This is a genomic window from Acinetobacter sp. GD03645, assembly GCF_029845285.1.
GTDB lineage: Bacteria > Pseudomonadota > Gammaproteobacteria > Pseudomonadales > Moraxellaceae > Acinetobacter > Acinetobacter corruptisaponis.
The window spans coordinates 17,157-34,660 of record NZ_JAOCLL010000009.1 but is presented as its reverse complement, the minus strand read 5'-3'; the positions used below and the strand labels follow the sequence as shown (position 1 = coordinate 34,660).

Here is a 17,504-nt window from a genome sequence, read left to right as displayed (position 1 = left end):
GAACTTTTCTCATGTTGAATAAAAGCTGAATGCATATTTTGGCGCAAAATATCAAGTGACATGGCGGCTCTCGTCAAGCTAATTACTCCGTTTTTCCTGAAGATAGGGTTATAGCCACCTATCTAGAGAAAACCGTCATGAACAATAAATTAAACCACCTGGCACAACCCACCGATATTCAGTTTTATTCAGTTGGAATCAGATGTAGTGCTTATTTATATTGTCCAGACCATCAGACCCCTAGCCCAATCATCATTATGGCGCATGGGCTGGGTGGCACCAGAAAAATGCGTCTGACTGCATTTGCCGAACGCTTTACCGCCGAGGGCTATGCCTGTCTGGTTTTTGATTATCGCCACTTTGGGGGCAGTGAGGGACAGCCAAGACAGTTGCTGGACATTGAACGCCAGCTTGAGGACTGGAAAGCGGCGATTAACTATGCACGTAGTCTGCCGAATATAGACCATTCAAAAATTATTCTTTGGGGAACATCCTTTTCTGGTGGGCATGTGTTGTCAACTGCCGCACAGGATTCAGGCATTCGTGCGGTGATTTCCCAGTGCCCATTCACGGATGGCCTGGCTTCAAGCCTGGCGATGAACCCCGTTACCTCTGCCAAGCTCACCGCCTTGGCTGTACGTGACCGCATCGGGGCAGCATTCGGGAACGCACCGATTATGGTTCCGTTATCCGCCGCTCCAGGTGAAACCGCCCTGATGAATGCAGCTGATGTTGTTTCAGGATTATCGGAAATCACCAAAAATGACCCTGACTACAACAACTATGTTGCGGCACGTTTTGCACTCGACATTATCCGCTACTATCCAGGCCGTCAAACCACAAAAATCAAGGCCCCTGTACTGTTCTGTGTATGTGAAACCGATACGGTTGCCCCTACAAAAATGACCTTACGCCATGCAAAAAGAACACCACACAAGGAGATCAAGCTTTACTCATACGGCCATTTCGAAATCTATGTAGGCGATGCCTTTGAGCATGTGGTCAAAGACCAGATTGATTTTCTAAAACGTACCGTGGCAGTGTGATGGAGTAAAAAACATGCGTAAATATCAATTAAAAGACAAGGTTGTGGTGATTACAGGTTCAACAGGCGGTCTTGGACAGGCAACAGCACGGGCTTTAAGGGGGAAAGGCGCAAAACTGGCGCTGCTTGATTTGGACCTGAACAGTGTGGAGCGACAGGCAAATGAACTGGGTGGCAGTCAGGTAGCGGCTGGCTGGGTGGCGGATGTCTGTTCTCTGGACAGTATGGAAAAAGCAATGACCAATGTGGTCCAGCATTTTGGCAAGATTGATGTGGTGATTGCCAATGCTGGTGTTGGAACGCCAGCATCACTTGAACACATGCCACCAGAAACCTTTGAGCGTACCATTGATATTAACCTGAACGGTGTGTTCCGCACATTCCGTTCAGCACTGCCCCACGTCAAAAAAACTCAGGGCTACCTGCTGGCTATTTCCTCTCTGGCCGCTTTTGTCCACTCCCCTTTAAATACGCACTATACCTCAAGCAAGGCGGGTGTTTGGGCCTTGTGTGACAGCCTGCGTCTGGAACTCAGGCACCTGAATATTGGGGTTGGCAGTTTTCATCCTACCTTTTTCCAGACCCCGATGATGGATGCCGTACAATCTAACCCAGCGGGCAAGGCGGTATGGAACAGCAATACAGGTATATGGAAATACGTGCCTATTGAAACTGTGGTTGCGGAACTGGTTGAGGGTATAGAAAAGCGCAAGGATATTGTGATTGTGCCCAAAATTAATAGGCTGGTTGCCAGTGCGCCAGGACTCGTCCGCAGCCTGATTGAGTTTATAGGCTTCGATCAGAAACGGCTTAAGAAAACCATGCAACTGGCTGAAAAAGCTGATTAGAATGAGAGCGATGGAGGGACTTCAATCCTGAATTTATCACGTTCCTGTTGTAGTGTTTTACCCGACTATTCCCTGTAGGCTCGGGTAAAGGCACTATGTTCTGAAAAGTATCAACTGGATTATTTAAAATCGTCAAAGCACACCTAAGTATTTATCTCAGAGTATCCTCTCAACGCCGTTGCATTGGGCTTTCATAAGTTGTCTGCCCCACAGGTGACACACGCCAGATCATGCCACCCACATCATCCGCCACTAAAACGGCACCCGAAAAATCAACCGCCACCCCCACGGGCCGTCCAAAAGCCTGCCCCTTGTCACTGAGGAAACCAGTCAGCACATCCTGTGGTTGATCATAAGGCTGACCATTTCTAAACGGTACAAAAACCACCTTATAGCCACTATGCGGTTTACGGTTCCAGGAACCATGCTGGCCGATCAATGCACCCCCACGATACTGCGGCATAAGTTCAGCCGCATAAAAAGCCAGCCCCAACGAGGCTGTATGGTTACCCAGTGCATAGTCTGGCTTAAGCGCACGTGCAACCATCGCAGGGTTTTGTGGCTTTACCCTTGTATCCACATGCTGCCCATAATAACTATACGGCCAGCCATAAAAGGCACCCTCACTGACGGAAGTCATATAGTCAGGCACTAGGTCACTCCCCAGCTCATCACGTTCATTGACCACGGTCCAGAGTTTACCGCTCTGGGGTTGCCAAGCCATGCCATTTGGATTGCGTAAACCTGTAGCGAATGGCCTTGCCTGCGCACTGGCAATATCAAACTCCAGAATCAACGCCCGTCCAACTTCCTTGTCCAGTCCATTCTCAGCCACATTACTGTTCGACCCCACCGTAATATACAGTTTACTTCCCGCTGGATTGGCAATCACATTTTTGGTCCAATGGTGATTAAGCTTGCCAGCAGGTAAATTCAGTACCTTGGTGCCTTTCGCTGTAATTTGAGTGGCACCCTCTTGATAAGGGAAACGCAGCAGTGCATCAGTATTGGCCACATACAGCATATTGCCAACTAAAGCCATCCCAAATGGTGAGTTTAGATTCTGTAGAAATATGGTGTTCTGGTCGGCCAGGCCATCGCCATTTGTATCACGCAGCAAGCGGATACGGTTGGCACTTGGAAATGATGAACCTGCTCGCCGCATCACCATTTTCATGATTTTTCCGCGAATGCCCTTACTGTCATCAGGTTTTGGAGGGGCATCTGTTTCAGCGACCAGCACGTCACCATTCGGCAATACATATAGCCAGCGTGGATGCTCAAGACCCTGTGCAAAAGCCTGAACCTTTAAACCCTCCGCTGGAATTGGCATTTTCCCTTTGGGCCAGCCCTTGGCGGGTGCAATATTGACCGTAGGCAATAAAGTTGACTGCGGTTCAGGCAGTACAGGTTGTGGACCATAACTCTCTGTAATTGGATATTTGGAGGATGTTGTACAGCCTGAAAGAACCAGAACAATACTAAGACCTGTAACAGACAAGACAAATTGGGTAGCCATATTCATATCTCCATTTTTATTTTTGTTGCTACAGAAAGCATAAGGCGAAGCATCGTTGAGATATAGCCGATTTGCTTAACAGATTGTCTCTCTTGTAAATCAACCGTTCCAAGATGTAGGGTGATGATGGTTCCAGCCTTATAATTCCATCCCTATTAAAGTTATAAGGCTGGCTGGATTATTATGGGGTGAGGATGACCTTACGGCACTCTTCCTCCCGCTTGTCAAAAATACGGTAGCCCTCCGCAGCATCTTCCAGTTTCATGCGATGGGTAATAATGGCTTCTGGAGACAAGTCACCACGTTCAATAAACTCCAGCAATTGGGGCAAGAACTGGTGTACATGGGTCTGGCCCATTTTAAAGGTCAGCCCCTTGTCAAAGGCATCCCCAAATAAAAAGCCATGAATCGGTCCTGCATATACCCCAGGCACACTCACCACACCTCCACGGCGAACAGCGGCAATACACTGTCTTAACACCGCACCACTCGATCCCTCAAGTTTCAGGTTGGTCAGAATGGTCTCAATTACACTACCTTTTGCCTCAAACCCGATCGCATCAATAACCGCATCCACACCACGGTAATTGTCTGTATTTTGGATAATATATTCAGCCGCATCGACCTGCTCAAAATTGACTGGAATGGCACCATAGGTTTCGGCGGCGTATTTCAGCCGATATTGGTTATGGTCCACAATAAATATCTTCTCCGCACCCAACATTTTGGCACAGGCGGCACTGAGCAAGCCCACAGGCCCAGCGCCATAAATCGCTACGGTTGAACCTGTGGTGACGTTTGCATTGGTGACCGCCTGCCATGCCGTTGGCAAAATATCTGTCAGAAAAAGGACTTTCTCATCAGACAATGAACCTGGAACCTTGAATGGTCCCTTATTTGCTTTTGGAACACGCACATATTCAGCCTGTCCACCTGGTATGCCACCATAGAGATGACTATATCCAAACAGCGCTGCTCCAGGGGGAATCTGCTTCTTGTTTAAAATCGCTCCGCGTCCCGTGTTGGTTTTTTCACAGGCTGCCGTCAGGTTAAGCTGGCAAAAGAAACATTGCCCACATGCAATCACAAAAGGGACAATCACCCGATCCCCCTTTTTAACATGGGTTACAGCCGAGCCAACCTCCTCAACAATGCCCATAAACTCATGTCCAAAAATGTCTCCCTGCTCCGTCTGGGGAATTTTTCCCCGATATAAATGCAGGTCAGAACCACAGATCGCTGTTGCGGTAACCCGTAAAATAATGTCATCAGGTTCCTGAATAATGGGGTCCGCCACAGTTTCGACACGGACATCTTCTGCACCGTGATAAGTAAGAGCACGCATTGTTTATTCCTCATCCATATTAATTTTAATAAATATATTTTTAATCAATACATCCACTGAAAAATATAAGGATATAAATCTTATCTTTATTGTAATAAAGTTCATAAAAACTGTTTCTTTTATATTAATAATATTAACCCAACAAAATTAGAAACATTTACCCGAATAAATTATAAAATCATTATTAAAAAATTTAACGACATTCTTTTTTCACTTCCAACTCATTGCATTAAAATTATTTTTAACACAAACACCTGAATTTCATTGAGATATTCAAAACAAAAGGATTAAATCGTGCTCAGCCACAATCCAATACTTGAGCTGAGATAACCCCATTAATTATTCATAAAACTCAATAGATATAAACAAAGAATAAAATATCATTTTTAGGATATAAGTTATTACAAAAACACCCTATATAAATGATGGATTCACCCTCCACCACCTGTATTAGCCAACTATTATTCTTATTTTTATAAACTAAAAACTGGAATTTAGGCATAAAAAAACCACATCGGGGATATGATGTGGCGAAAGGGTGAATTACGTTATAAAAAGTACCTATCCTGAATAAATACCTTTAAATTTCTGTACTAACTTTTTGCAATGTTATTGAGCAGTTCAGGCTCCAGCATAAAAAAGTCCCGTCCAAAGTTTTCCAAAGGAATGTCTGAAACATTGATGTGGTATTCAATGTCACCATTTAAAAAACTCTGCGACTTTTGTATGGAACGCTCCCAACCAAATCCCTTTCCACATTGCCTCAATAAATATTGATAGACTTTTGCATCATTAACCCTTAACAAGAACGCGTTATCCGATAACTGCTGTATCGAGACGTTTTGGGAATATTGCACATCAATCATGATCCACTCCTTAGAATAAATGACCAAGTGAATAATAGTTATCATTATGCATAATTGGTTTTATTTCAACCACAAAGTCATATTTTTCTATAACTATTAACGGGTTAATGAGGATTTCTGACATAAAAAAACCACATCGGGGATGATGTGGCGAAAAGTGTCACTGTATGGATACAGTGTTGTCAGATGCTTAGGCTAATTGTTTCTGCTTAAATCAAACTGAATTATTGAAAAAATTCCAATCCACAAATTATTGAGTCTTTCATCTTTATCCAGCTATAACACTTGCTTATATTTCAATCATTAACCCCCTTATTTATAGATTTAGATGTCAATTTTCAATATTTATGCTATGATAGCCGTTCATATATGGGGGTGTTATTGGCTTCGACGCTGGTGATGAAGCTCATAGATGCATGCCGAGAGCGCATTTTCTCTCGTAAATAAAATTTGCATTTTAATAGTCGCAAACGACGAAACTTACGCTCTAGCTGCCTAAGGGCAGCTTGTCCGCTTCACTGAATACTTGTGGTCAGTGAACCCGACCGAAGCGCACGCACACAAGTCCGTATAAAGTCAAGCCTCGGGGCTTTATACCAAACTTAGAGGATCGCGCCTTGTACCCTGTTCGTCGGGTCGCTTGGTGTTAAAACAATAGACGATATCTAAGCATGTAGTATTCTCGAGTGTAGTGCTGGCGGACGCGGGTTCAACTCCCGCCACCTCCACCATATTCTTAAATTTGTATCACTTTATATACTGATACATGAAACTAAAAGCCTTAACTATCAACAGTTAGGGCTTTTTTTATGCCTTTATATAGTGTTGTATGGGGTAACTTATAGCTTGTGTGTTTGTATGGTGTCGTGTATGGTTTGAGTTCACTTGTTTTCACCATACAAGAATCAATATGAAAAAAGCAGACATTAAAAAATTCCCAATGCAAGACACAACTTTAAGTAGTCTTGAATCTGAGCTAAAAGAATATAGAGTAAATGACGGTGAGAATCTCCATTTTGTTGTTCACCCAAAAGGGAACAAACGTTGGGAATTAAGATACAAGAAACCAAGTAATTTAAAATGGACATACATGGGTTTAGGGGCGTATCCCGAAGTAAGTGGTAAGTTAGCTAGACAAAAAGCAGCAGAAGCTAGGCGATTGCTTGCCGATGGTATTGACCCGAAAGAGCATCGTGACCAAGAAAAACAAGCATTATTGAACAGTGATCAATTCAGCTTTAAGAGTTTGGCGGTTGAGTATTGCAACAGCAAAACGTGGGTGAAAGGTACTCGGACACGAAACGAAGGTGCATTAAGAAATCATGTTTATCCATTAATGGGCAATCGTGACTATAGAAAAATCACTAAAAAAGAATGGTTAGACCTAATTCAAGCCACTCAAAAAAAGTTACATCCAACGAAAGGTACGCCAATTGTAAAAATGGGTGAACGTGTAAGAGGGTTATGCAAAGACATTTACGACTTAGCAGAGGTTACGGGGCGAATTGATCAGAATCCATTATCAGGGATTGAAAAGTTTATAGAGAAGTCTGCTGAAAAGAACATGGAACACGTAACGATTGATGAATTACCAAAATTGCTTGTTGATATTAGGGCATACCCAAGCCGTGTAACCTCGATAGGGCTACAACTTTTAAGCATGTTAGCCTGTAGACCAACGGAATTGAGAGAAGCTGTGTGGAGTGAGTTTAATCTCGATAAAGAGTTATGGGTTATTCCATCCGAACGTATGAAGAAAAGAATCGAGCATATAATCCCATTGCCAACTCAAGCAATTACTTTACTGAACGAATTGAAATCATATTGTGGTAGTAGTGCCTATTTGTTTAAGAGTCGCAGTAATTCAAGTAAACCTGTATCAAACAATACATTTAATAAAGCATTGAAATCGCTGGGTTATCAAGGTAAGCAAACACCACATGGTTTCAGACATATCTTTTCAACGCAGTTAAGAGAATTGGGTTTTACTCGTGACCACGTAGAAGCCGCATTAGCTCATAAAGTTGGTGGTGTTGAGGGTATTTATAATAAAGCGATTTATATTGAGCCAAGAAAAGTAATGATACAAAAATGGGCTGATTACTTGGATGGTTTGGTGGATGCAGAGATGAAAAGAGAAATTGCTTAAGCTACAGGTTGTGGTGATATTTTAAAATCTAACATTCATTTTTATAACCAACGGCATAATGGTGTTAGGCACTCGCACAAATAAACGAGAATTAATTCTCGTTTATGTAATTATAAGTAATGCATACAACTTTTATATATCATTGGATATAACCAACAGAGTGGATATTGAAATTCTAAAGGAATATAAGTCTCTTAGTAATAAAACACGGCGTTAGTTTCTTTGGTGTATATCAGTGAACAATTATGCATGATTGATACTTGATGTTTGGTGTTTGTTTAACATGATGTAAAAGTGTGCTTCTGAATCTTTTGGCACAAAATGACAATAAAATGGTATTTTCAGCCATTGTTATTAGAGGCGTATAATGTGCTAGTATTAACGTTCCATTTTACGACATTATGACGCAATACAACTTATTTGAATTTTAACTTTCATTAGTGATTTATCACTTCTGAGGGTTTTTTGCATTTTAAATTTATTGTTTTGATTATTGTTAAATAAAAATCTAATAACAAAGGCGATTATATAGTAGATGAAAGAAAGATGCAATATTGATTGGATTCATGCATTAGTGACAGTACAGCATGATCCAAAACAATTATCGAGTGGTGTAGTGATTCATTTAAACAATGAATTAGATTTTGAATCAGCTATACACAACTATAAACCTAAAAAGGTGAGGAGTTCCTACGATGACACAATATGGATAAAACCGCATACCTCAGGCTCGATTGAATTATCGGGTAATTTTTATAAGTTCTTGAATCATCAAAACATCACAGGTTCAGACAACTTACAAGCTTTGGTCTTTGGTTTGATTGTGCATTTACAATCTTTGGGTATCGGTGTTAATCCAAGTGAAGTTGATTTGATGAACATCAGGCAAGGAAAGTTTAGATTGTTCAGAGTGGATGTAAATAAACCAATCATGTTTGATACGAAGCAAGATGCAGCAGCATATTTAGACAGGTTGAAGCAACATGCAAGCTATCCATATAGGCAGAAAGTGGTTTATGACAATGGTGTTTATTTTGGAATGAAATCTAAAAGATGGGTTTTAAAATTTTATCATAAAGGTGTAGAGGTAAAAAAACATGAGAAATTAGCATACGAAATCAATGGTGATTTGAAAGCTTATGCTGACTTAATGATACGTGCAGAAGTAAGCATCAGATCAAAACAATTAAATGAATGGGATTTAATCTTTGGGCATCAATGGAGTAGTAGCGTAGTAGCATCCTTGATGGAAAGGATTTTAATTAAAATGATATTACCTAAACAAAATGGAAATACAGAAATGATTGAGATTAAGAATATGGCACATCGTAGATTTTACGATTCTTATAAACAAGGTGATATGAATAATCATTATTCACATCGAACAATTCAACGATACAAGAAAGTCTTTTTGCAAGAATATGCAATCAATATTAATAGTGTAACAAAGGTGAATGAATGATTTATCCAGAAAGTCAAAAAATTAAAGGTAGTAATGGTTATAATGGTTGTAGATAAAGCAAGCAGTTGTTTTAAGAGTTAATATAAACATCAATTTAAATAATGTTTTTAGCGTGTTATAGCTCGATTGTAGGGTGTGATGGTACTACCCTACCTTTAAGATTTAAAATAGCTGTAATCGCTTAAAATAACGGTTTAAACGCATGTGTAAAAAAGGAGAAATAATGCAATTAGATTTAAATGATAAGTATAGAATAGTAACAGATGAGTTCAACTTCATACTACAAGAGATAAGAAAACAAAGCAATTCTGATTTAGGTATCGTTAGACCCATTAAATATAAAGATATTGGATATTATCCAACATTAGAAAGTATGACAAAAGGATTGTTAATCCGTGAAATTCTAATGTCAGATGCTAATGGTTTTGATGAAATTAATCGGCTTATTAAAGATTGCACAAGCAGTATTGTTGATCATCTAAAAATCAACAACGTAGAAAAGTTAAAAAATTAAGTGAATAGATAGGGGTAAATTAAAGTGACAGAAGTGAATTTAAATCAAAATAATAATACGATGGGGTTAGTGCCATTAAGATTAACAAAAGACAAGGTATGTCAATTGCTGTCTGTTAGTCGTGACAAAATAGATAAATTAGTAAAAACAGACTCCACATTCCCAAGACCAATCAAAGAGGGTACGACAAGACAAGCTGCCGTTTACTATGATTATCAGTCAATCGTGCATTGGTGGAATGCTCAAGTTGCAGCAGCAAAACAAGAAAGTGAAGAACAAACATTGGTTTGTTGAGATAAGACACGGCGGTAATCCGCCGTTTTTTATTGCCGTATTGATTTGGAGTATTATGTTTTTCCTTATTATTAATTGTCATAAAAAAACCATGCAGAGTTACTCCAAAAAAATTTATTGTATAAGATATGGCTAAACTTATATTTGCTAACAATCTATTTTTCGTTTCTCAACCGTAGAATATCCATTCTTGCATCCAATAATAGCTTATTGTTGTATTTATCAGTAATACTTGGTATTAAGAATAAATCCACAAAAAACCAAATTCCTGTAATAATGAGGAGTGGTGTGAACACAAAAGAACAAATGGTAACTGCTAATAAAACTAAAGCAGATGGAATTGCTTCCAAATAAAACCTATGTGCTCCAATTCCACCAAGTATGAATAAAAGCAAATAGGCTACTCCTTTAGATTTTTTACTATTTGAAATTTTCTGTTCAATTAAGATTTCATTTTCAATTGTCATCATGCCGCTCCTAGTATTTAAGATATTCAGTATCTACTTAATGCTTTCTCTGCTTCAATGTCCTCATCAACGCAAGCTTTAACGGTCATAAAACCAAACTCACGCATATCAGCCATGCATCTTGAAACGATAGTCTTATATTTTGATGGATATTTATTCAATGCCTTGAGTGCCCTAATTTCTTCATCAACACAAGCTTTGACAATACTAGCTCCATATTCACCCATCTCAGTACGGCAATAGCTAATGATCTCTTTTGTTACATCTTTCGCCATTGAATGCTGACAAATTAACAGGGCAAATATGAATGTTACTTTTTTGAAATTTCTCATTGAATCCTCGTGTTGCTTTAGAATATTCTTAAAATTAAATAGTAATTTTGTATAAAATTCAGGTGAATTTGTAATAATATACTATAGAAAAGTACAATGACAAATAGTATTCATACAAATGAAATGAATGCGTTATGTTGTAAAATGTCTTGTGTTCAATTCTTAAAAGTGGAATTGAAATGGATGTGAATTTTTTCTAATAAGAATGCTCTTGTATGGTGTGGTGTATGGTGGATAAATTTAAACTAAAACTAATCATTTTAAATCATATATTTATATTAAAAAGTAAGTAGTCGCCACCCCACCAAATATATAAATTTATATGCTGTCACATGATGGTATATAAAAGAAAAAGGCTTAAGCTATAATGGTTTAAGCCTTTTTTCATGCGTGTAAAAAAATTATTAGGTAATATATCCAGCACTTATCATTATTAGCAGATAATCGAATTATTTAGCTAAAAAGCTTGAGGAATAGAGTATAACGACAAAAAGTGACGTACTTTTTAGATTAATACTCTGATATATAGTGAAGTATAATTTATAATCATTTTGTTAATTCTAGGTTAACTCCCGAAAGTCTGATACCCAATCGGATTGACTTAACTATTTTATTGGGATGATGTGGGAGGAAATTGTGATGGGTGAATTAAAAACTTTAGATTTAGAACAAGACTTGAAAGATACTTTAGAAGATCGGCTGGAAAGGTCAATAGCAGAAGCAAATAGTCTTTTTTTACATAAAATATCTAGTCTCTGGGGAGAGAAAAATCTTGAATTAATACTTGATGAACTTGAAAGATATAATGAACCCGTAGATAAAGTTGTATATGAATTAGATGAAAAATTTAAGCAATTCACAAAAAAAATAAGTCTTAATGAATTGTCTAATAACAATGAAGAACTGGCTAACCACATAATATATTTAATCCGAAGATCATATAAATCAATACATATGGGTGGTATACACGTTAAACGTTTTAGAAATAGTATTACTTTTGAAGATTTAAACATATTTATTACTAATATTCAGTTAGTATTTTATTTATTAGGATGCTTAGATACTATTGTTGAAACAAATAAAATAAGTGCATCTCTATTGAATAAAATTGCAAGTAAAGGTGGATTTGCTAAAGCTGAAAAGTATCGTGAAAAGATGAATCCAATTTTTGAGGAAGTTTTTATTTTATTTACTCAAATAAATCCAAAAACTGGTAATAGATGGAACAGTAAAAAAGAATGTGTAAATTTTTATATTAAAGATTTTTATAAAAAGAACCCAAATACAGAAATTGATTTAGATCCTAAGAAACTGGTCCAAGAAATAACAATTAGGTTAAGTGACCTTTCTGCTAGCAGAAGAGTTAATATGCTAGTAAAGTAGTCAATGTGCAAGCATATAAATTTAAATAAATAAAAGCAAAAATATACTAACTCCATCAAATACTGCCTTATGGAGTTAAACAAATGCAACCTATCCGAATCACCTACAACCAAGCATGTGCATTATTAAGTATCAAGCGAGATGCTTTACGCCTACTGCTACAGCAAGACGCAACATTCCCACGTCCTATCAAGTACGGTACGAACCGCCAATCCCCAGTGTATTTTAATTATGCTGATCTTATCCTATGGCATAATATACAGGAGCTAAAAACCCTAAATCCAAACGTTTTAGAACTAATCAGAATTATTTACAAAATTTATGCTTATTCAGCAAAACAAGAAGCGTATGAAGAGTTTAATCTTTTGCACTTGCAAGCAAAAATTCAGAAAGCAATTGGGTCATTTCACGGTAAAGGTTTAAATCAGCATAAATCTGCAATGAAATATTTAAATCAAAAAATCTCGAAATGTGAGGAAGATTTACAGTTAAAACTTTGGGAACAGATAGACGATCAAAACTGTGATGTGTATAAGAAATCCAAAGACTGAATAACCCTCATGTCAGATTTAAATAAAAAAACTCGGATTAATAAGTCCGAGTTTTTTGGAAATAAACATCTATTTAAGTTAATGCGGTGCTGGCCCACCTGTAATCTGCTTCGGTTTTGGACTCAACCAAATGAAAGCACTCGCAAAGATAAATACTATCGCCAGAATCATAAACACATGGTTGGCTGAAATGGTAATTGCCTCTTTATCAACGAGATTCGCAATCACACCCAAGGTCGCATCAGGAGAGAAACCATTTTGCAGCAAGGTATTCTGCACTTCCTGTGGATGTAAGGTATTCACCATTTCACTGCGTGCCACTTTGGCATGATCATCCCAGATCGTCACCGCAATCGATGCACCAATCGCCCCTGCCATGGTTCTTAGGAAGTTCATCAAACCTGCGGCAGATGCCATTTCCTGCGGCAACACTGAACCCATTGCAATATTCGATAATGGAATAAAGAAGAATGGCACAGCAAAGCCCTGCAAAATCTGCGGCCAGGCCAATGCCATAAAGTCGGCATCGGTCACCCAGAATGCACGCATGACCGTGACAATACCCAATAAGGCCAAACCAAAACTCGCCAATGCCCGTGGATCATATTTGGTTGCCAGTTTTGCCACAATCGGCGACATGGTTAGACTGCCAAAGCCCATCGTGGCAGTCAGATAGCCTGCCCATGTTGCGGTATAACCAAGATTGATCTGTAGCCACTGTGGAATAAGCACAATACTGCCAAAGAACGAACCAAAGCCAAACGCCAGTGCCAGCACGGAAACTGCAAAGCCCCGATGGCGGAACACATACAGGTTGACCACGGGATGTTTATCGGTCAGCTCCCAAATCATAAAGACAATGAAGCCAACGACTGCCACCAAGGCAAGCATGATAATACTCGTACTATTAAACCAGTCGCGTTCATGCCCAAGGTCAAGCATCAACTGCAAGGCACCAATCCATAGCACCAATAGACCCAAACCAATCGCATCAATCCGTAATTTTTCAGTTTTGGTTTCAGCCACAGACAATAGGCGAATTGCAGCCAGGGCACAGAAAATCCCCACAGGAATATTGATAAAGAAAATCCAGTGCCAGGATAAATTATCACTAATCAGGCCACCCAAAATCGGCCCCAGAATTGGTCCAACCACGGTGGTCATGGCCCACATGCCCATCGCCTGTGAGTGTTTTTCAGGTGGGAAAATTCTCATCAACAAAGTTTGGCTGAGTGGCATTAACGGGCCACCGCAAAGCCCTTGTCCAATACGGAAAAAAACCAGCATTTCCAGTGAGGTCGCCAAACCACAGAGGAATGAAAAGATGGTGAAACCAATCAGCCCGAAGACAAAGACCCGAACCGTTCCAAAGCGTCCTGCCAGCCAGCCCGTTAATGGTACACAAATGGCTTCTGCAACTGCGTATGAGGTAATCACCCATGTGCCTTGCGAGCTGGAAACGGCTAAATTGCCTGTAATATGTGGAACGGAAACGTTAGCAATAGTGGTATCCAGTACCACCATAAAATTTGAAAGGGCGATGACAAAAGCGGCAAGCAGTAAACGCCCACCACTGAGTTCTGCAAAAGGTGTTTGCGTTTTCATGGCTGTTTACTTCGATGCCAGATCAATATCCGCCTGCATCGACAAGCCCACTCGCAGTGGATGTTCTGCAAGCTCTTTAGGATCAAGGCTAATGCGTACAGGCAAACGCTGTACCACCTTAATCCAGTTACCTGTGGCATTTTGCGCTGGAATCAAGGCAAATGCCGCTCCTGTACCGCCTGAGAAGCCCTGTACCACGCCATGATAGACCACATCATCCCCATAGAGGTCAGAGGTCAACGTGACTTTCTGCCCTGCCTTGACTTTGGCAAGCTGGCTTTCTTTGTAGTTGGCATCCACATACAGTGCTGATACAGGCACCACCGACATCATCACTGTGCCTGGTGCGACACGTTGCCCGATCTGAATATTCTTTCGGGTAATGACTCCATCCACTGGCGCACGAATCACGGTACGTTCCAGATCAAGCTGTGCCTGCTCCACATGCGCTTTCGCCACCAATACATCAGGTGTGGACGCTTCATTAAAGCCTTGAATCAATGCCTCATTTGCGGCTAATGTGCTTTCCGCAGCCTTACGGCTTGAGGTTGCCTGTGCCAAGCCTGCCTGTGCTAACTCAAGGCTTGCTTTCGCGGTTGATACCGCACTTTGCGCCTTGCTCAGTTCTTCCTTGGAAATCGCACCTGATGCAGCCAACTCATTACGTCGTTTTAACTCTAAGGTTGCTCGGTCATAATCTGCCTGGGCTTTGGTGACTTGCGCCTGTGCGCTGGTGATTTCATCATTACGCACCACAACCTGAGAGTTCAAGGAACTACTGTTGGCCTGACTTTGTTTGTATTGACGCTGTGCCTTTGCCAGTTCAGCCTGCGCCTGCGCCAGTTGAATCTTGGCATCACGCTCATCAATGCGGACCAGCACATCACCCTGCTTCACTTGCTGAGTATCCTTGACCAAGACTTCAGCCACCTGTCCACTGACCATTGAGGTAATCTGCGCGGTTTCCGCACCGACATAGGCATTGTCGGTATTGACTGAATGGTTGAAGAACATTGCCCAAATACCATACAGAATTGCTGCAAGAATGAGAATGAGCGCGAAAAATCCTAAAAACTTTTTACGTTTTGTTTTCATTGCATCATCTGATGCCAAGTTTGAAGCAGCATCCTGTTGATTTGCTTGGGCGTCAGTCATAAGTTATTCCTGAAAATTAAAGAGACTTTTAACTTTTGGTTTAATCAGCCGATCAGTTTAATTTTGAAAACTTAACCGAATGTTAAAACAAAAGATCAAAATACAAACAAAAATCCAGAAAGCATTCTAACGACAAAAAATCACATATCGAGAATAAAAAAAATAACTGATGCGTTCAATTCTCATATTTTGATAATTATTTTTTATATCAACCTTATTTCACATATAAAAAAAGCGTCCAATGACGCTTTAAATGTTTGCTCAATGCCCTAGTACGCATAAGAGGCAATTGCGGTTGCGATTGGCTTGTCTTCATCATTGACCATGGTCATGCGCATGGTACAGCCCTTACGCCCCAGACGTAATGTTTCAGCACGCGCAATAAAGAACTGGCCACGCCCTGGTGCCAGATAATCCACACGCATATCAACGGTTGCCAAACGGGAAAATTTTTTGATGGTGTCAGGCAAATTCTCAGGGGTTGAATGACGATAAAGCTGTTCCATCGCAACAATCCCACCAATACTATCCAATATGGTTGCGGCCACCCCGCCGTGCAGGATTTGAAAGGCCAGGTTCCCCACCAGCTCAGGCTTCATTTCCACATAGGCTTCAATCTGGTCATCGACCACACGCATCACCATGCCACTGTATTTAAAGAACGGACAGGCATTAAAGGATTTACAAAGTTGCTTTAACACCACAGCATGATCTACTTCCACACCTAACTGAATATTACCCGTCCAGTTTTTCTTTACATCATTCATACGCTGCCAACATCCAAAGGAACGATAAACATCCCATTATTTTGTACAAATCTAAAATTATGGGGCTACAATAGCGAGGTTCTTTCATTGGTTCAGGCTGCCAAGCTCTCCCCAGCATGCCTTAAGTGAGCCAATTATTCCTATAGTGTAATACTGAACATCGAGATTGTTATGACTTATACGTTCAATCGTCCAGCTTTCCCTGCGACTCGCATGCGCCGTATCCGTAAAAATGACCAGCTCCGTACCATGGTCAGCGAAACACAACTCACTGCTAATCACTTGATTTATCCAGTATTTGTACTACCAGGACAACAACAAAGCCAAGACATTCCAAGCATGCCAAATGTGCAGCGTCTGTCTGCCGATTTATTGCTCAAAAAGGCGGAAAGTTTGCTGGAACTTGGCGTATCCAAACTTGCCCTATTCCCCGTAACACCACAACAAGATAAAAGTTTAACCGCTGAAGCAGCCTGGCATGAAGATGGTCTGGTTCAAAACACCTGCCGCCTGCTTAAAAAAGAATTGCCTGAAATGGTGCTGATCACCGATGGCGCGCTTGACCCATACACCACACATGGTCAGGACGGTATTATTGATAATACAGGCTATGTACTGAATGATGAAACGGTGGAATGCCTGATCAAACAAGCGCTGAGCCATGCCGCAGCAGGCGCGGATGTGGTCGCGCCAAGTGACATGATGGATGGCCGTATTGGTGCGATTCGTCAAGCACTTGAGCAAAATGGTTTTATCTATACCAATATCATGGCCTATTCAGCCAAATATGCATCCAGCTTTTATGGCCCATTCCGTGATGCGGTAGGTTCAGCCAGCAACCTGAAAGGTGGCAATAAATACAACTATCAAATGGATATTGGCAACCGTGCCGAAGCCCTGCATGAAATCGCCCTTGATATTCAGGAGGGTGCGGACATGGTGATTGTGAAACCAGGCATGCCATATCTGGATATTGTGCGTGAAGTCAAAGATACCTTTGGTGTTCCAACCTTTATTTATCAGGTCAGCGGTGAATATGCGATGCTTGCGGGCGCAATTCAAAATGGCTGGTTATCGGACAATGTGATTCTGGAGTCCTTAATGTGCTGCCGTCGTGCAGGTGCCGATGGAATCTGGACGTATTTTGCTGAAGAAGCAGCGCGTAAACTGAAAGAGATGAAATGATTGATCTGATTTTGGTA

17 protein-coding genes, 1 other RNA gene and 1 pseudogene are annotated in these 17,504 nt (G+C 40.5%); 11 read left to right on the top strand and 8 right to left on the bottom strand.

The window, feature by feature from the left end; translation table 11 throughout:
- The first annotated feature begins 137 nt into the window (after positions 1 to 137).
- Both N5J47_RS08870 and N5J47_RS08865 read left to right on the top strand, forming a co-directional pair.
- Positions 138 to 1,046 (top strand): alpha/beta hydrolase, encoded by a 909-nt coding sequence (locus N5J47_RS08870; RefSeq protein WP_279959606.1) that lies wholly within the window; start codon positions 138 to 140, stop codon positions 1,044 to 1,046.
- A 13-nt stretch (positions 1,047 to 1,059) separates the two neighbouring features.
- Positions 1,060 to 1,893 (top strand): SDR family NAD(P)-dependent oxidoreductase, encoded by an 834-nt coding sequence (locus N5J47_RS08865; protein WP_279959605.1) that lies wholly within the window; start codon positions 1,060 to 1,062, stop codon positions 1,891 to 1,893.
- Between the two features lie 169 nt (positions 1,894 to 2,062).
- Here the strand turns inward: N5J47_RS08865 and N5J47_RS08860 are convergent, their stop codons facing one another.
- The 3 genes from N5J47_RS08860 to N5J47_RS08850 form a co-directional block, all read right to left on the bottom strand.
- Complete coding sequence (locus N5J47_RS08860; RefSeq protein WP_279959604.1) at positions 2,063 to 3,412, bottom strand: sorbosone dehydrogenase family protein; 1,350 nt, start codon at positions 3,410 to 3,412, stop codon at positions 2,063 to 2,065.
- A 181-nt stretch (positions 3,413 to 3,593) separates the two neighbouring features.
- A complete protein-coding gene (locus tag N5J47_RS08855) occupies positions 3,594 to 4,757 on the bottom strand; it encodes a glutathione-dependent formaldehyde dehydrogenase (protein ID WP_279959603.1) in 1,164 nt (387 codons plus the stop codon).
- 593 nt (positions 4,758 to 5,350) lie between these two features.
- Positions 5,351 to 5,623: a hypothetical protein gene (locus tag N5J47_RS08850; protein WP_267980260.1), complete on the bottom strand. Its 273-nt coding sequence runs from the start codon at positions 5,621 to 5,623 to the stop codon at positions 5,351 to 5,353.
- Between the two features lie 371 nt (positions 5,624 to 5,994).
- On the opposite strand from N5J47_RS08850, the gene ssrA reads away from it, so the two are divergent.
- From ssrA to N5J47_RS08825, 5 genes are all read left to right on the top strand, one after another.
- Positions 5,995 to 6,354, top strand: a transfer-messenger RNA (tmRNA) gene (ssrA, locus tag N5J47_RS08845).
- Positions 6,355 to 6,533: 179 nt separating this feature from the next.
- On the top strand, positions 6,534 to 7,772 hold the full coding sequence (locus N5J47_RS08840) for a tyrosine-type recombinase/integrase (RefSeq protein ID WP_279959602.1): 1,239 nt from the start codon (positions 6,534 to 6,536) through the stop codon (positions 7,770 to 7,772).
- A gap of 535 nt (positions 7,773 to 8,307) precedes the next feature.
- Positions 8,308 to 9,234, top strand: coding sequence for a phage/plasmid replication protein, II/X family (locus tag N5J47_RS08835; RefSeq protein WP_279962409.1), 927 nt, complete (start codon positions 8,308 to 8,310; stop codon positions 9,232 to 9,234).
- Between the two features lie 223 nt (positions 9,235 to 9,457).
- Positions 9,458 to 9,748 carry a hypothetical protein gene (locus N5J47_RS08830; protein ID WP_279959600.1) on the top strand — a complete coding sequence of 97 codons (291 nt, stop codon included), beginning with the start codon at positions 9,458 to 9,460 and terminating at the stop codon, positions 9,746 to 9,748.
- Positions 9,749 to 9,808: 60 nt separating this feature from the next.
- Positions 9,809 to 10,042 (top strand): AlpA family transcriptional regulator, encoded by a 234-nt coding sequence (locus N5J47_RS08825; protein WP_279959699.1) that lies wholly within the window; start codon positions 9,809 to 9,811, stop codon positions 10,040 to 10,042.
- Positions 10,043 to 10,197: 155 nt separating this feature from the next.
- On the opposite strand, the gene N5J47_RS08820 is transcribed toward N5J47_RS08825, so the two are convergent.
- On the bottom strand, positions 10,198 to 10,512 hold the full coding sequence (locus N5J47_RS08820; protein ID WP_279962410.1) for a TM2 domain-containing protein: 315 nt from the start codon (positions 10,510 to 10,512) through the stop codon (positions 10,198 to 10,200).
- A 23-nt stretch (positions 10,513 to 10,535) separates the two neighbouring features.
- Positions 10,536 to 10,841: a hypothetical protein gene (locus tag N5J47_RS08815; protein ID WP_279959598.1), complete on the bottom strand. Its 306-nt coding sequence runs from the start codon at positions 10,839 to 10,841 to the stop codon at positions 10,536 to 10,538.
- Positions 10,842 to 11,480: 639 nt separating this feature from the next.
- Between N5J47_RS08815 and N5J47_RS08810 the strand changes: the two genes are divergently transcribed.
- From N5J47_RS08810 to N5J47_RS08805, 3 genes and pseudogenes are all read left to right on the top strand, one after another.
- On the top strand, positions 11,481 to 12,224 hold the full coding sequence (locus tag N5J47_RS08810; protein WP_279959597.1) for a hypothetical protein: 744 nt from the start codon (positions 11,481 to 11,483) through the stop codon (positions 12,222 to 12,224).
- A gap of 83 nt (positions 12,225 to 12,307) precedes the next feature.
- Positions 12,308 to 12,490, top strand: a pseudogene (locus N5J47_RS18105) (hypothetical protein); the annotation flags it as partial.
- Positions 12,467 to 12,775 carry a hypothetical protein gene (locus N5J47_RS08805; protein ID WP_347815011.1) on the top strand — a complete coding sequence of 103 codons (309 nt, stop codon included), beginning with the start codon at positions 12,467 to 12,469 and terminating at the stop codon, positions 12,773 to 12,775. The pseudogene N5J47_RS18105 and the gene N5J47_RS08805, both read left to right, overlap by 24 nt.
- A gap of 78 nt (positions 12,776 to 12,853) precedes the next feature.
- On the opposite strand, the gene N5J47_RS08800 is transcribed toward N5J47_RS08805, so the two are convergent.
- From N5J47_RS08800 to N5J47_RS08790, 3 genes are all read right to left on the bottom strand, one after another.
- Positions 12,854 to 14,380, bottom strand: a complete 1,527-nt coding sequence (locus N5J47_RS08800) for a DHA2 family efflux MFS transporter permease subunit (RefSeq protein WP_279959595.1) — start codon at positions 14,378 to 14,380, stop codon at positions 12,854 to 12,856.
- A 6-nt stretch (positions 14,381 to 14,386) separates the two neighbouring features.
- A complete protein-coding gene (locus N5J47_RS08795; protein WP_279959594.1) occupies positions 14,387 to 15,535 on the bottom strand; it encodes an HlyD family efflux transporter periplasmic adaptor subunit in 1,149 nt (382 codons plus the stop codon).
- Between the two features lie 269 nt (positions 15,536 to 15,804).
- Positions 15,805 to 16,302 (bottom strand): thioesterase family protein, encoded by a 498-nt coding sequence (locus tag N5J47_RS08790; RefSeq protein WP_279959593.1) that lies wholly within the window; start codon positions 16,300 to 16,302, stop codon positions 15,805 to 15,807.
- 171 nt (positions 16,303 to 16,473) lie between these two features.
- Between N5J47_RS08790 and hemB the strand changes: the two genes are divergently transcribed.
- Positions 16,474 to 17,487 (top strand): porphobilinogen synthase, encoded by a 1,014-nt coding sequence (gene hemB, locus N5J47_RS08785; RefSeq protein ID WP_279959592.1) that lies wholly within the window; start codon positions 16,474 to 16,476, stop codon positions 17,485 to 17,487.
- Positions 17,488 to 17,504 lie beyond the last annotated feature (17 nt).

Excerpts from the sequence above, each read along its gene's own strand:
- N5J47_RS08870 (WP_279959606.1), top strand. The coding sequence starts at position 138 with ATGAACAATAAATTAAACCACCTGGCACAACCCACCGATATTCAGTTT.
- N5J47_RS08865 (WP_279959605.1), top strand. The coding sequence starts at position 1,060 with ATGCGTAAATATCAATTAAAAGACAAGGTTGTGGTGATTACAGGTTCA.
- N5J47_RS08860 (WP_279959604.1), bottom strand. The coding sequence starts at position 3,412 with ATGGCTACCCAATTTGTCTTGTCTGTTACAGGTCTTAGTATTGTTCTG.
- N5J47_RS08855 (WP_279959603.1), bottom strand. The coding sequence starts at position 4,757 with ATGCGTGCTCTTACTTATCACGGTGCAGAAGATGTCCGTGTCGAAACT.
- N5J47_RS08850 (WP_267980260.1), bottom strand. The coding sequence starts at position 5,623 with ATGATTGATGTGCAATATTCCCAAAACGTCTCGATACAGCAGTTATCG.
- N5J47_RS08840 (WP_279959602.1), top strand. The coding sequence starts at position 6,534 with ATGAAAAAAGCAGACATTAAAAAATTCCCAATGCAAGACACAACTTTA.
- N5J47_RS08835 (WP_279962409.1), top strand. The coding sequence starts at position 8,308 with ATGAAAGAAAGATGCAATATTGATTGGATTCATGCATTAGTGACAGTA.
- N5J47_RS08830 (WP_279959600.1), top strand. The coding sequence starts at position 9,458 with ATGCAATTAGATTTAAATGATAAGTATAGAATAGTAACAGATGAGTTC.
- N5J47_RS08825 (WP_279959699.1), top strand. The coding sequence starts at position 9,809 with ATGGGGTTAGTGCCATTAAGATTAACAAAAGACAAGGTATGTCAATTG.
- N5J47_RS08820 (WP_279962410.1), bottom strand. The coding sequence starts at position 10,512 with ATGATGACAATTGAAAATGAAATCTTAATTGAACAGAAAATTTCAAAT.
- N5J47_RS08815 (WP_279959598.1), bottom strand. The coding sequence starts at position 10,841 with ATGAGAAATTTCAAAAAAGTAACATTCATATTTGCCCTGTTAATTTGT.
- N5J47_RS08810 (WP_279959597.1), top strand. The coding sequence starts at position 11,481 with ATGGGTGAATTAAAAACTTTAGATTTAGAACAAGACTTGAAAGATACT.
- N5J47_RS08800 (WP_279959595.1), bottom strand. The coding sequence starts at position 14,380 with ATGAAAACGCAAACACCTTTTGCAGAACTCAGTGGTGGGCGTTTACTG.
- N5J47_RS08795 (WP_279959594.1), bottom strand. The coding sequence starts at position 15,535 with ATGACTGACGCCCAAGCAAATCAACAGGATGCTGCTTCAAACTTGGCA.
- N5J47_RS08790 (WP_279959593.1), bottom strand. The coding sequence starts at position 16,302 with ATGAATGATGTAAAGAAAAACTGGACGGGTAATATTCAGTTAGGTGTG.
- hemB (WP_279959592.1), top strand. The coding sequence starts at position 16,474 with ATGACTTATACGTTCAATCGTCCAGCTTTCCCTGCGACTCGCATGCGC.